Raw genomic sequence first — 12010 nt, 5'->3', positions numbered from 1 at the left:
GACGGCAACGGCCTCGAGCTGAGGGGCTAGTCCTCCTCGTCGAGCTCCAGCTCGTCGTCCTCGGAGAGCAGGTCGTCGAGGGCGTCGATGATGGCGTCCAGCTGCTCGGGCGAGGCTTCCACCGCCAGCGCCTCGCCGCCCTGCGCCTGGATGCTGATAAGATAACCCGCATCCGTCTCTTCGAGCCGGAACTGCTCCAGGGGTTTTGCTTGGGGCATGGTCATCCTCCGCCACGTGGAAGCTGGAAGAACGCGCATGCCGCAGCGGAGGGTCCCGCGCGGCGCTCTCAGAATTTCTCAGGGCCAGCGGCGCGGCGCGAGCCGGATCGGCCAGGGCGTGTCGATGGGGGTCCAGCCGCGCTCGCGCAGCACGTCGTTGCTCTCGACTGCGCGGCGGCCGGACCCGAGCGACCAGGTGAGGTGATAGGTGGAGCCGTCGGGCCGGTCGGTCGTGCCTTCGATGCGCACCACCAGGGCCTGCACGCCGGCGCCGTCGTCGGTGATCCCGACCACCTCGCCCGAACGCGCCTTGGGCAAGCCGCTCTTCATCAGGCTGGTCAGGCTGAGGGTGACGTGGTCGGCGACGACCTTCTGGTAGGCGGGCGGGAAGGCCCTCAGCAGCGCCTCGCGATCCTGCGGGTGCAGCGCCCAGCCGATATAGCCGCCCGCCATCTCCCGTCACCCGCCCGGCTGATCGCGGTGCGGATCCTTGCCCTGCGACTGCTGGCTGTTGCCGCGGCCGCCGCCGGCGTCCTTGGTCTGTTTGCCGCCGCGGCCGCCCCGCGCTCCGCCCGGATTGCCCTTGCCCGGGGCCCCGCCGCCGCGTCCGCTCTGAGCCATGATCGCTTCCTGCGTTGGGATCTCCGAGGCCAACCGGCCGCGCGCCGGCGCGGTTCCAGGGAGCTCTAGCCGAACAGCTCCGGCCGGCGCTGCCTGAGCGCCAGCAGCAGCACCAGCGTCTTCATGTCCTGCAGCCGGCCGCCCTCGAAGCGGGCCCACAGGTCGTCGAGCGGAAGCTCCAGCACCTCGATCAGCTCGTTCTCCTCGGCGAGACCGCCGCCCGCCCCGGTCCGGTCCGCCTCGCCGTAGGGGGCGAGGAACAGGGCGATCTTCTCGGAGGAGACGCCAGGCGTGGACCAGGCTTCCGCCACCGGCTCCAACGCGGCGAGGCGCACGCCGACCTCCTCGTCGGCCTCCCGGCGGGCGCAGGTCTCGGCCGGCTCGCCGTCTTCCAGCATGCCGGCGGGCGCCTCGATCAGCTCCGGTGGGCCGCCGGCCCAGACCACCGGTGCGCGCGGCGAGGCCACCATCAGGGCGCAGCGCCGCTCTGGGTCGTAGGGCAGCACCGCCACCGCGTGGCCGTGGTGCTCGATCTCCCGGGCGAACTCGGTCCCGTCCGCCGTGGCCAGCCTGGCCCGGATGATCTTCGACCAGCCGGAATAGAGGGTCTCTTCGCCGGTGATGCGGATGCGCATGGCGGCCTCCTTGCTGGCGAGAGGCTTGCCAGAGGCCTCAGCCCTTGTCTCTCGGCAGCTTGCGCACGAGCCGCCCGCCCTGCCAGAGCTCGGCGTTCAGGCCCTGGCGGTCGATGGCCTCGAAACGGACCTGGGCTGTCGCATCGTCGGGCTGCTCGAAGGTGTCGCCCATCTGCACACGGCCTCGGGCGTCGATCAGGTACACTCTGTACGTCGGCAACCGGCGGCCCTCCCCGCCGGCCTTGTGCCGCGCGGGGCAAATCCTGTCTGTCGCCTTGATCACTCAGGGGCGAAAAAGTCCAAAGCCGCGCCGTCTCGGAACCTGCGCCCCTCGCTTCGCGCTCCCTTAGCTGGGGTGGGGCATAGGCGAATGGAGGTTCCCTTGGCCGCGTTCGAAACCGCCGCCAAGCAAGCGGACGAGGTCCGCAACCGGTTCATCAGCCGGCTCGGAGAAGCTGAGCGCCGCCGGCTTCTGTCGGCCTCGCGCAAGGTCGAGCTGATCGCCGGCCAGATCCTGTTTCACCGCTCCGAGCCGACGGACCACATCTATTTTCCCGAGCGGGGGATCATCTCGATGGTCGCCGTCACCAGCGACGGCGGGCAGGTGGAGAGTGGCGTGGTCGGCTCCGAAGGCGCGCTCGGCCTCGTCGAGGCGATGACCTGCTCGCCGATGTTCCCGACCGCCACCGTGCAGGCGGCGGGGCAGGCCTGGATCGCCCCCGCCGAGATCTGCCGCGAGGTGTTCGCCCTCGAGCCCGGCCGCACCCTGGTGCAGGAATACGCCCAGGCCATGCTGGCCGAGGCGCGCCAGTCGATCGCCTGCCAGGCCTTCCACCGGCTGGAGCCGCGGCTCGCCCGCTGGCTTTTGGAATGCCGCGAACGCGGCGAACTGGGGGATGAGCTGCACCTGACCCAGGAGTTCCTGTCGATCATGCTTGGCGTGCAACGCACCTCGGTCACTGCCGCCCTGGCCTCCCTGGAACAGCGCGGCCTGCTGCGCACCGGCCGGGCCCGCGTGCGCCTGTTCGACGTCGAGGGCCTGGAGGCGGCCGCCTGCGAGTGCCGCGGGCTGATCCAGGCGTATCGCAAGCAGATCGGCTGTTAGGCCCCAACCATCCGCTCATGCCCGCGAAGACGGGAACCATGCGCGCTGTCCGCCCGCGCTGACCCGGCATGGGCCACGCCTGCGCGGGGATGAGCGGCGTGACTACTCGACCGCCTCCGCATCCTGCGCCTCGTCCTCCGCCGCGGGCGGGGCGTCGGCCGTGAGCGTCACTGGCTCGGCGTCTGCGTTGGGGCGCAGCTGGCCGGTGAGGATCTCGCCGGTGTAGTTCTCCACGACCAGGCTGAACGGCGTGCCGTCGGGCTTCACCAGCAGGGCGCGCTGCTCCAGGACGTGGGGCGGGACGACCAGCGGACCGTTCTTGCGCGGGCGGGCGAACAGCCCGCGCGGCGGATCGGCCATCGGCTGGAACATCAGCCGGCTCGACAGCGTGCGACGCTGGAAGCGCAGGGGCGAGACCACCGTTCCGAACGGGGTGTCCGTCGTCTCCAGCGCCTCGATCATCTCCGGCGTCAGTTGGCCCGGCCGGTACCAGTTGTCGGCCTCGGACAGGACCCTGTCGCCGCAGGCTAGCTGCACCCGCCGGTAGCGGACCTCCTCGCCCGGCGCGGCGCCCAGCGCGGCCCGGTCGTCCGGGCGCAGCGGCTTGTCGGCGCCGGTCACCGGGATGGCGCGGATCTTCGGCTCTTGCGCCAGGCCATAGTCCTCGCACCAGACGCGCAGCACCGTCGTGGCGCTGGGGTAGCTCTCCAGGTTCAGCCTCAGCGCTTCGATCCGCGCGCGGGCCTCGATGCGGCTCTGCTCGTCACCAGGCAGCACGATGGGCGCGGCGCCCGCCTGGCCGGCCCCCGCCAGCGCCAATGCCGCAAAGATCGCCCCGCGCAACACGGCCCTACTTCTCGCCCAGCGTGGCGCGCAGCATCCAGGCGTGCTTCTCGTGCGCCGTCAGCCGATCGGAAAGCAGGCTCACCGTCACCTCGTCGCCGGCCTGCTGGGCGGCGGGCAGGGCGGCCCGGGCCGTTGCGACGACTGTCTCGTGGTCCCGCTGCAGCTCGCGCACCATCTCTTCGGCGCTCTTCTCCGGGTCTCCGTCGCCGATCGACGAAAGATTGCCGAACGAACGGTAGCCCTGCGGGGCGAATTCGCCCAGCGCCCGGATGCGTTCGGCGATGTCGTCGATCGCGTTCCACATCTCGGTGTAGTGCTCCATGAACAGCTGGTGCAGCGAGGCGAAGTTCGGCCCGCGGACATTCCAGTGATAGCCGTGGGTCTTCAGATAGACCGCGTACGTGTCGGCGAGCAGCTTGGAAAGGCCCTGGGCGATGCTGCTGCGGCCCTGGGCTTCGAGGCCGGTGTTTATCCCGTCGGCCATGTCCGTCTCCTTCGAAATCCTCAAGCTTCCACCGCCGAACGGCCGCGGAGGGCCGGCGTTCCTCGGGCCTCGGCCCGCCGCCAGGCCCGCTCGTGCAGGGCGAAGGCGATGGTCTGGAAGATGGGCTCGATCATCCCGATCGCCAGCGCCGCGCGCCAGTCGCGGGTCAGCGCGAACGCCACCGCCACGGCCACGATCAGGTGCGTCAGGCTGTAGGTCAGCGTCTTCTTGGCGATTTGCATGGCTCGAACCTTGTTGCGAACGACTCGCAAAATAGGTTCAGGCGATGTTGGTTGCAAGAGTGCTGTGGAATTCTCTATGGCTTCCTACTTGCGCCGCACTTCGTAGCCTCTGGCCTCGAGCATGGCCTGGAGGCTGTCCGGGCCGCTGAGATGGCCTGCGCCCACAGCGATGAAATGGACTCCCGATCCGGCCATCAGGGAGCTTATCTGCGCCGCCCAGTTGGTGTTCCGCTCGGCGATCAGGACGTCATAGAGCTCGGGCGCTTCGGTCTTCATCCTGGCCATGTCCTGGTCGAGCGGCTTCAGGTCGCCGCGGGCCCACCGGGCGGCGATCCGGTCAACGCCCGCGGTCGTCGCCTCTCCGGAGGTCACGGTCTCCAGCAGCATCTGCTTCTCGATTTCCGGCGGCAGGTCGGCGAGGAAGCGGAAGTGCTGTTCCGAGCTCTCGAGCTCCCGGACGGGAATGTTCCGCAGAGACGCTGCGCGCTCCAGCACGGTCTCCACGCCGGCTGCTGGTGTATACCCTGTCTGCTCCAGCGCCACCTGCGAGATGAGGAAGCTGGCGAGCCACGGACGCAGCGGCTCGATGTCCGACTGAGAGATGCCCAACCCATGTACGACCGCCAGCACCTGCGCCTTTTCCTCGGCGGTGAGGCGGCTCGTGAGGCTGCCGGAGGGCTCGCGACCATAGGTGTCCAGGACGAGCTGCACGTTCTGAGCCGGGTCGTCGAGCCGGGTCTCGACCCAAAGGCTTCCACTTTCGCTGAGCGCCCGCGCGACCTTCGGCGTCATCCACTCCAACTCCGGCCGCAGCACGTGCACCGTGCCGAAGAGGTAGATCCGCGAGTCCGGATCCTCGACGAGCCAGAGGGCCGGATCCGGGCCAAATGGATTGTTGAACCCGCTCCGCGGAGCCGCCGCGACCTGCTCGGCTGGATCCGGCTTTGGCCCGTAGCCGGGCAGCACACGCACCAGCGGCGTGAGCCCGATCAGCAGCCACAGGAAGATGAGCCTGACGACCCACGTCATCAGCTTGGTCATGACGAGCGCTCCGCGCCGGCTTACGCGCCGACGCGGGCAAATTGCGGCTACACGCTTAAGATGCGGTTCAGCTAGGATCCCCGCTGATCCCCCGCGCCGGCAGGTCGGCCAGCGCCACCCCGCCGTCGACGGCGATGGTGTCGCCGACCACGTAGTCGCCGGCGCGGGAGGCCAGGTAGATGGCGGCGGCGGCCATGTCCTCATCGGTCCCGATGCGGCCGAGCGGGACGCGGCGGCCGACCTCCTCGGATTGGTCACGGGCGGCGCGGTTCATCTGCGAGGCGAACGGGCCTGGCGCGATGCAGCTCATCACGATCTTGTCGCGCACCAGCCGGGCCGCCATCCGCCGGGTCAGGTAGATCAGGCCGGCTTTGGAGGCGTGGTAGGAATAGGTCTCCATCGGGTTCAGCTTGATGCCGTCGATGGAGGCGATGTTGATCACCTTGGCAGGGCGCTCGTGGCTGGCGGCCTTGCGCAGGGCCTCGTGCAGCGCCTGAGTCAGGAAGAAGGGGCTCTTCAGGTTCAGGTCGAGGACCTTGTCCCAGCCGCTCTCCGGAAACTGGTCGAAGTCGGCGCCCCAGGCGGCGCCGGCGTTGTTGACAAGGATGTCCAGCCTCTCCTCGCGCGCCAGCAGCTGGTCACGGAGGGCGTGGCAGCCCTCCACTGTGGAGATGTCCTGCGGCAGCGAGATGCACTCGCCGAGCTTCGACAACTCCTCGGCCGTGGCGTCGCAGGCCTCCGCCTTGCGCGCCGAGATGTAGACCTTGGCGCCCGAGGCGATGAAGCCCTCGGCGATCATCCGCCCAATCCCGCGCGAGCCGCCGGTGACGAGGGCTGTGCGGCCTTTCAAAGAGAACAGGTCGGCGATGTTCATTTGGGCTCCTCCCCTTCGCGGGCGCTAAGGCTTAGCGAAGGGGAGGGCCAGCACAAGCCGTTCAGCCGTGGGCGTGTGCCTCCCGGATGCTCGGCCATGGGAGGGCTGCGATGGTCCAGCGGCCCGGGCCGAAAGCCGCCACGTGCAGCAGCCCGCCGGCGATGGCGAGGTTCTTCAGCGCGTGGATCAGCTCGTTCTCGTCCCCGAACTGGCGGTGGAAGACGAGGGCTGTCGCCAGGCAGAACCCCGCCAGGGCCAGCGAGGCCCACCGCGCGCCTAGCCCGAGCAAAATCAGAAGGCCTCCGATGGCCTCCAACAGCAGGGCCGCGACATAGGCCAGGCGAGGGTGAGGCGCCCCGTAGGTCGCGATGTAGGCTATCACGGCGTCAGGGGCTTGGAACTTCCCGTAGGCGCTCCAGAGGAAGATCGCGCTGAGCGCCGCACGCGCGGCGAGCGCAGTCGCATGGGTGATCATGGTCGTCTCCGAAGGGATCAGGCCGCAAGGCGGCGGTTGAGGTCGATCAGGTCGTCGTCCGAGAGGACCTCGCAGGCGGTGGCCTGCATCAGCTGCTCGAAGACCCCGGGCGGGGCGCCGGCCCGCACCCCGCCCATCAGCTGCGCCCGCTCGGGACGGCTGAGCGCCTCGAGCATCGCCTGGAGCAGGACCGTCAGCTCGTCCGGCGGGATGGAGGCGACGATCTCCCCCTCCACCGCGATCAGCTCCTCGTCGGTGAAGAGGCGCTGGAGGAGGGGCATGATGACCTGCTCCTCGTGAGCCATGTGCAGGAAGTCGGCGGCCATGAACCTGGCCAGGGCCAGGTAGAGCTCGCGTCCCTGGGCGGGACGTTCGGGCGCATCGGCCGTCGCGATCCGGCCCGCCAGGTGGAAGAACTCGGCGAAGGCGGCCCGGTGCTCCCCGTGCTGCGCCTCAAGCAGGATCACCGCGTCGGGCGCGCGCGCGGCGAGGAGAGGGTGGATCACCGCCTCCTCGTGCTCGAGGTGCTTGGCCCCGGTCTGCAGCAGCTCGCGGACGACATCCAGCGTTCGGGCCGCCGCCGCCTCGTCGCTGAAGTCGGTGACGCCGATCAGGGTGAGCGTACGGGCCTGCAGGAGCCGCAGGGCCTTGTGGATGGGCCTGTAGAGGTCGTGACGTTCCATCGCGCCCTCCTCAAGCCGCCGCGGTCGCCGCGGCTCGCCGCAGGCGCGCCGCCGAGGTGGCCTTGTCGATGTAGCGCTCGGTCCGGAAGTCTCCGCCCTCCACCCAGTGGCGGACGATGCGGGCGAACCGCTCGCCGTAACGCTCGCCGGTGACGAGGTCGCTGGGCGGGGTCGCCTCCTCCACCGGCACGTCGGCAAGGCTCTGGCTCATCGGGCCGAGGAAGGCGCCCAGGCGGTTGACGTCGTCGACGCCGGCCCCGCTCCAGTTGGCCCCGGGGTGGTCGCCCATGGGCACCCAGAACATGCCCATCTGGGCCGCGAACACCAGCAGCTGGATTTGGGTGTTGGTCTTGTCGCCGTTCAGCGAGGCCGAGCTGGTGAATCCGCCTGCGAACTTGTCCTTCCAGCCCTGCACCCACCAGGGCTCGAAGCAGCCCTCCATGAAGGCTTTGAACGGGGCGCTCGGCATTCCCATCAGCGTGGTGCAGCCGAAGATCACGCCGTCAGCGGCGTGGAGCGTGCGCATCATCGCCTCGTCCCGCCAGTGCATGCGCGCGTTGAGCTGTTCGGGGACGATGCGCAGAAGGTCGGCGGACACGCCTTCGACGCGCGATGCGCCGCGGTGGACCGCCTCCGCCAGCAGGCCGGTCCGCCCGCTGCCGGAGTGATAGACGATGGCGACCTTGGTCATGGTCGGTGGCTCCCTTCGAGAAGTGGAGCTGACCAACTATGTCCAGGCTGGAGCTGCGTCAGCGTTGACCTTCGCCATGCGGCGTTCGATTTTCCGAATATGGACTGGGAAGATCTCCGATATTTCCTTGCCGTGGCGAAGGCGCGGACCGCGACGGGCGCAGCTCGCGAGCTGAAATCCAGTCCCTCCACCGTGATCAAGCGCGTCGCCGACCTGGAGCGTGCGCTAGGCCAGCTGCTGTTCGACCGCTCCCGAGAGGGCTACGCCCTCACCGCTTTTGGGCAGGCCATCCTGGAGAGGGCCCAGCCGCTCGAGTCAGCCGCCCACGACATCGCCCGCTTCGCCGAAGGCGCGCCGACCGCGCCTTCGGGCCTCGTGCGAATTTCGACCACCGAGTCGCTTGCCAGCGGCTGGTTGGCCGGACGGCTCGTCCACTTCCACCGTCAACATCCCAACATATCCATCGAGATCCTGGCCGGGTCCGAGGTGGTGAGCCTCGGCCGCCGCGAGGCGGACGTCGCCCTGCGGCTGGCCCGTCCGGAGGGCGGCGAGCTGCGGGCCCGGCGCGTCGGCGAAGTCTCGTTCGCGGGGTACCGGCTGCGGGGCGGCGACGTGGATCCTGAGGGCTGGATGGTCTTCCATGAACAGCCGGCGCGCACCGCCATCGCCCGGCTTCCGGAAAGCCGGCTTGGGGGTCGGACGCCCGTGCTGCGGGCCAGCGACTTCATCACCCATCAGGAGGCGGCGCGCTCGGGCCTCGCCTGCGCGATCCTGCCCTGCTTCATGGGCGATCCGGACCCGCTGCTGGAGCGCGTCGACGGGGGCGATCCGCCGCTCAGCCTCGGCCTCTGGCTCGTCGTTCACCGCGACCTGAGGTCCTCGCCGCGGGTGCAGGCGGTGATGGACTTCCTCGCCGACCAGGCGCACGCCAGCCGCAGGCTGCTCGCCGGCCGCTAGGCGCCGCCCCTGCGGCATAATTGACTAGCGCGCCCGCGGCGAGGCGGCTAACACGCGTTTGAATTTGCGGCCGGCGCGATCGAAGGCCCGGCCGGGATAAGCCCGTGAGGACGCTCAAGATGACTGCGATCAATCCGGTGACCGATCTGACGGTGGAAGGCGATGTGGCGATCGTCACGCTGAACTCGCCGCCGGTGAACGCCCTCTCGCAGAAGGTCCGCGAGGGGCTGCACGCCGCCTTCCAGCAGGCCTGCGCCGACGGTCAGGCCAAGGCGGTGGTGCTGATCTGCGAAGGCCGCACCTTCATCGCCGGCGCCGACATCACCGAGTTCGGCGGGGCGATGGGCGGACCGTCGCTGCAGGACGTGCAGGACGCCATCGAGGGCTGCTCCAAGCCGGTGGTGGCCGCGATCCACGGCACCGCGCTCGGCGGCGGCCTGGAGGTCGCGCTGTGCTGCCACTACCGCGTCGCCGTTCCCTCGGCCCGCGTCGGCCTGCCGGAAGTAAACATCGGCCTGTTGCCTGGCGCCGGCGGCACCCAGCGGCTGCCGCGCATTGTCGGCGTCGAGAAGGCGCTGCAGATGGTCACCAGCGGCGAGCACGTGCCGGCCAAGGCGGCCCTGGAGATGGGCCTGGTCGACGAGCTGGTGGACGAAGGCAAGCTGCGCGATGGGGCGGTCGCCTACGCCAAGAAGGTGATCGCCGAGAACCGCCCGCTGCGGAAGGTCCGCGACAACAACGACAAGATCGAAGAGGCCAAGGGCAAGCCGGAAATCTTCGGGACGTTCCGCAAGGCCAACGCGCGCAAGTTCCGCGGCTTCATGGCCCCGGAGAACAACATCAAGGCGGTCGAGGCGGCGGTGAACCTGCCGTTCGACGAAGGCCTGAAGGAAGAGCGTCGGCTGTTCAACGAGCTGATGATGGGCCCGCAGTCGGCGGCCCAGCGCTACTACTTCTTCGCCGAGCGCCAGGCCCAGAAGATCCCCGACGTCGGCGACGACGTGGCCACCATCCCGATCAAGTCCGTCGGCATCATCGGCGCCGGCACCATGGGCGGCGGCATCGCGATGAACTTCGCCAACGCCGGCATCGACGTGAAGATCGTCGAGGTGAAGCCCGAGGCGCTGGAGCGGGGCCTGGGCGTGGTGCGCAAGAACTACGAGCGCACCGCCTCCCGCGGCGGCATCACCAGCCAGCAGGTCGAAGAGCGGATGGGCCGCATCAAGGGCACCCTCTGGATGGAGGACCTGGCCGACGTCGACCTCGTTATCGAGGCGGTGTTCGAGCGGATGGACATCAAGAAGGACATCTTCACCAACCTCGACCGGATCTGTAAGCCGGGCGCGATCCTGGGGACCAACACCTCGGGCCTGAACATCAACGAGATCGCCTCGGTCACCAAGCGGCCGGAGAGCGTCATCGGCCTGCACTTCTTCTCGCCGGCCAACGTGATGAAGCTGCTGGAGATCGTCCGCGCCGACCACACCTCCAAGGAGGTGATCGCCACCTCGATGAAGCTGGCCAAGCAGATCGGCAAGATCGCCGTTCTGGTCGGCGTCTGCCCGGGCTTCGTCGGCAACCGCATCCTCGGCGCGCGTCAGCGCGAGGCCCAGAAGCTGGTGATGGAAGGGGCGATGCCCTGGGACATCGACCGGGTGCTCTACGACTTTGGCTTCCCGATGGGCCCCTTCGCCATGAGCGACCTGGCCGGCCTCGACATCGGCTGGGTGAAGGAGCGCTCGAAGGGCGAGAGCATCCGCGACGTGCTCTGCGAGATGGATCGCCGCGGTCAGAAGACCGGCGCTGGCTACTATGACTACGACGAGAACCGCAACGCCAAGCCCAGCCCCGTCACCGAGAAGATCATCAACGACTTCATCGTGAAGAGCGGCCGCAACCCGCGGAAGATCTCCGACGAGGAGATCCTGGAGCGCTGCGTCTATCCGATGATCAACGAGGGCGCGAAGATCCTCGAAGAAGGCAAGGCGCTGCGCGCCTCCGACATCGACGTGGTCTGGGTCAACGGCTACGGCTGGCCGGTCTACCGCGGCGGGCCGATGTTCTACGGAGACCAGATCGGGCCGGACAAGGTGCTGGCCAAGATGAAGGAGTTCGAGGCGACCATGGGCGATGTCTTCAAGCCCGCGCCCCTGCTCGAGAAGATGGTCGCCGAAGGCACGACCTTCGCCAAGCTGCCCGCCAACCCCCGCATTCTCTGACGCCCAAGAATTTCCTACAAAACCAGGATTCCTACGACATGCGTGAAGCCGTCATCGTCTCCGCCGCCCGCACCCCGATCGGGAAGGCCTACCGCGGCGCATTCAACAACACCACGGCCCCGACCCTGGCCAGCTTCGCCATCAAGGCGGCGGTCGAGCGGGCCGGCGTCGATCCGGGCGAGATCGATGACGTGGTGATGGGCGCGGCCCTGCAGCAGGGCACCACGGGCTCCAACATCGCCCGCGTCGCCGCGCTGCGTTCGGGCCTGCCGACCACCGTCTCGGGCATGAGCCTCGACCGCCAGTGCTCGTCGGGCCTGATGGCCGTGGCCACCGCGGCCAAGTACATCATCAACGACGGCGCCCCGGTCGCCATCGGCGGCGGCATCGAGTCGATCTCGCTCGTCCAGAACGACAAGATGAACCGCTTCCGCGCCCGCGACGAGTGGCTGGCCGAGCACGTGCCGGAGCTGGCCGTGTCGATGATCGAGACCGCCGAGATCGTCGCCGACCGCTACAACGTCTCCCGCGAGGTCCAGGACGAGTATGCCCTGCAGTCCCAGCAGCGCACCGCCCAGGCGCAGTCGGAAGGCCGCTTCCACAAGGAGATCGTCGAGGTCACCACCACGATGATGGTGCAGAACAAGGAGACCGGCGAATTCTCCGAGAAGGAGATCACCATCCGCCAGGACGAGGGCAACCGGCCCCAGACGACCCTCGCCGACCTGCAGAAGCTGCAGCCGGTGTTCAAGGGCGGCCGCTATGTCCAGGAAGGCAAGTTCGTCACTGCCGGCAACGCCAGCCAGCTGTCCGACGGCGCCGCCGCCGTGGTGCTGATGGAAGCCAAGGAAGCCGAGCGCCGCGGCCTGCAGCCGCTGGGCGCCTACCGCGGCATGGCCGTGGCCGGCTGCGGCCCGGA

At 69.0% G+C, this 12010-nt stretch carries 17 protein-coding genes; 4 read left to right on the top strand and 13 right to left on the bottom strand.

Features of this window, described 5'->3' with window-relative positions; genetic code table 11:
• Positions 1–26 precede the first annotated feature (26 nt).
• From VHK87_RS07800 to VHK87_RS07780, 5 genes are all read right to left on the bottom strand, one after another.
• Positions 27–218 carry a hypothetical protein gene (locus VHK87_RS07800; protein WP_329634341.1) on the bottom strand — a complete coding sequence of 64 codons (192 nt, stop codon included), beginning with the start codon at positions 216–218 and terminating at the stop codon, positions 27–29.
• A 78-nt stretch (positions 219–296) separates the two neighbouring features.
• Positions 297–671, bottom strand: coding sequence for a hypothetical protein (locus VHK87_RS07795; RefSeq protein ID WP_329634340.1), 375 nt, complete (start codon positions 669–671; stop codon positions 297–299).
• A 6-nt stretch (positions 672–677) separates the two neighbouring features.
• Positions 678–839 carry a hypothetical protein gene (locus tag VHK87_RS07790; RefSeq protein ID WP_329634339.1) on the bottom strand — a complete coding sequence of 54 codons (162 nt, stop codon included), beginning with the start codon at positions 837–839 and terminating at the stop codon, positions 678–680.
• Between the two features lie 65 nt (positions 840–904).
• Positions 905–1474 (bottom strand): NUDIX domain-containing protein, encoded by a 570-nt coding sequence (locus tag VHK87_RS07785; protein ID WP_329634338.1) that lies wholly within the window; start codon positions 1472–1474, stop codon positions 905–907.
• A gap of 37 nt (positions 1475–1511) precedes the next feature.
• Positions 1512–1694, bottom strand: a complete 183-nt coding sequence (locus VHK87_RS07780) for a hypothetical protein (protein WP_329634337.1) — start codon at positions 1692–1694, stop codon at positions 1512–1514.
• Positions 1695–1856: 162 nt separating this feature from the next.
• Between VHK87_RS07780 and VHK87_RS07775 the strand changes: the two genes are divergently transcribed.
• Positions 1857–2579, top strand: coding sequence for a Crp/Fnr family transcriptional regulator (locus VHK87_RS07775; protein WP_329634336.1), 723 nt, complete (start codon positions 1857–1859; stop codon positions 2577–2579).
• 102 nt (positions 2580–2681) lie between these two features.
• Here the strand turns inward: VHK87_RS07775 and VHK87_RS07770 are convergent, their stop codons facing one another.
• The 8 genes from VHK87_RS07770 to VHK87_RS07735 form a co-directional block, all read right to left on the bottom strand.
• A complete protein-coding gene (locus VHK87_RS07770) occupies positions 2682–3425 on the bottom strand; it encodes a hypothetical protein (protein ID WP_329634335.1) in 744 nt (247 codons plus the stop codon).
• A 4-nt stretch (positions 3426–3429) separates the two neighbouring features.
• Positions 3430–3909 carry a Dps family protein gene (locus tag VHK87_RS07765; RefSeq protein ID WP_329634334.1) on the bottom strand — a complete coding sequence of 160 codons (480 nt, stop codon included), beginning with the start codon at positions 3907–3909 and terminating at the stop codon, positions 3430–3432.
• 20 nt (positions 3910–3929) lie between these two features.
• On the bottom strand, positions 3930–4151 hold the full coding sequence (locus VHK87_RS07760) for a DUF2061 domain-containing protein (protein ID WP_329634333.1): 222 nt from the start codon (positions 4149–4151) through the stop codon (positions 3930–3932).
• A gap of 84 nt (positions 4152–4235) precedes the next feature.
• The gene (locus VHK87_RS07755; protein WP_329634332.1) at positions 4236–5192 is read right to left on the bottom strand and encodes a TraB/GumN family protein; all 957 of its coding nucleotides are present in this window, start codon (positions 5190–5192) and stop codon (positions 4236–4238) included.
• Between the two features lie 67 nt (positions 5193–5259).
• A complete protein-coding gene (locus VHK87_RS07750; RefSeq protein WP_329634331.1) occupies positions 5260–6066 on the bottom strand; it encodes an SDR family oxidoreductase in 807 nt (268 codons plus the stop codon).
• A 61-nt stretch (positions 6067–6127) separates the two neighbouring features.
• Positions 6128–6541, bottom strand: a complete 414-nt coding sequence (locus tag VHK87_RS07745) for a DoxX family protein (RefSeq protein ID WP_329634330.1) — start codon at positions 6539–6541, stop codon at positions 6128–6130.
• Positions 6542–6558: 17 nt separating this feature from the next.
• The gene (locus VHK87_RS07740; protein WP_329634329.1) at positions 6559–7224 is read right to left on the bottom strand and encodes a hemerythrin domain-containing protein; all 666 of its coding nucleotides are present in this window, start codon (positions 7222–7224) and stop codon (positions 6559–6561) included.
• 10 nt (positions 7225–7234) lie between these two features.
• Positions 7235–7915 (bottom strand): flavodoxin family protein, encoded by a 681-nt coding sequence (locus tag VHK87_RS07735; protein ID WP_329634328.1) that lies wholly within the window; start codon positions 7913–7915, stop codon positions 7235–7237.
• A 99-nt stretch (positions 7916–8014) separates the two neighbouring features.
• Here VHK87_RS07735 and VHK87_RS07730 point away from each other — a divergent pair, with 99 nt between their 5' ends.
• The 3 genes from VHK87_RS07730 to VHK87_RS07720 form a co-directional block, all read left to right on the top strand.
• On the top strand, positions 8015–8872 hold the full coding sequence (locus VHK87_RS07730; RefSeq protein WP_329634327.1) for a LysR family transcriptional regulator: 858 nt from the start codon (positions 8015–8017) through the stop codon (positions 8870–8872).
• A 119-nt stretch (positions 8873–8991) separates the two neighbouring features.
• The gene (locus VHK87_RS07725) at positions 8992–11091 is read left to right on the top strand and encodes a 3-hydroxyacyl-CoA dehydrogenase NAD-binding domain-containing protein (protein WP_329634326.1); all 2100 of its coding nucleotides are present in this window, start codon (positions 8992–8994) and stop codon (positions 11089–11091) included.
• 38 nt (positions 11092–11129) lie between these two features.
• A partial coding sequence (locus VHK87_RS07720) for an acetyl-CoA C-acyltransferase (protein ID WP_329634325.1) occupies positions 11130–12010 on the top strand: 881 nt, incomplete at its 3' end.

The sequence above is a fragment of the Phenylobacterium sp. genome (assembly GCF_036263695.1).
GTDB lineage: Bacteria > Pseudomonadota > Alphaproteobacteria > Caulobacterales > Caulobacteraceae > Phenylobacterium.
Note: the sequence above shows the minus strand (reverse complement) of the source record. Positions and strands in the feature narration are given on the sequence as shown.

Coding starts and splice junctions, on each gene's coding strand:
- VHK87_RS07800 (WP_329634341.1), bottom strand. CDS start 218: ATGCCCCAAGCAAAACCCCTGGAGCAGTTCCGGCTCGAAGAGACGGAT.
- VHK87_RS07795 (WP_329634340.1), bottom strand. CDS start 671: ATGGCGGGCGGCTATATCGGCTGGGCGCTGCACCCGCAGGATCGCGAG.
- VHK87_RS07790 (WP_329634339.1), bottom strand. CDS start 839: ATGGCTCAGAGCGGACGCGGCGGCGGGGCCCCGGGCAAGGGCAATCCG.
- VHK87_RS07785 (WP_329634338.1), bottom strand. CDS start 1,474: ATGCGCATCCGCATCACCGGCGAAGAGACCCTCTATTCCGGCTGGTCG.
- VHK87_RS07765 (WP_329634334.1), bottom strand. CDS start 3,909: ATGGCCGACGGGATAAACACCGGCCTCGAAGCCCAGGGCCGCAGCAGC.
- VHK87_RS07760 (WP_329634333.1), bottom strand. CDS start 4,151: ATGCAAATCGCCAAGAAGACGCTGACCTACAGCCTGACGCACCTGATC.
- VHK87_RS07755 (WP_329634332.1), bottom strand. CDS start 5,192: ATGACCAAGCTGATGACGTGGGTCGTCAGGCTCATCTTCCTGTGGCTG.
- VHK87_RS07750 (WP_329634331.1), bottom strand. CDS start 6,066: ATGAACATCGCCGACCTGTTCTCTTTGAAAGGCCGCACAGCCCTCGTC.
- VHK87_RS07745 (WP_329634330.1), bottom strand. CDS start 6,541: ATGATCACCCATGCGACTGCGCTCGCCGCGCGTGCGGCGCTCAGCGCG.
- VHK87_RS07740 (WP_329634329.1), bottom strand. CDS start 7,224: ATGGAACGTCACGACCTCTACAGGCCCATCCACAAGGCCCTGCGGCTC.
- VHK87_RS07735 (WP_329634328.1), bottom strand. CDS start 7,915: ATGACCAAGGTCGCCATCGTCTATCACTCCGGCAGCGGGCGGACCGGC.
- VHK87_RS07730 (WP_329634327.1), top strand. CDS start 8,015: ATGGACTGGGAAGATCTCCGATATTTCCTTGCCGTGGCGAAGGCGCGG.
- VHK87_RS07725 (WP_329634326.1), top strand. CDS start 8,992: ATGACTGCGATCAATCCGGTGACCGATCTGACGGTGGAAGGCGATGTG.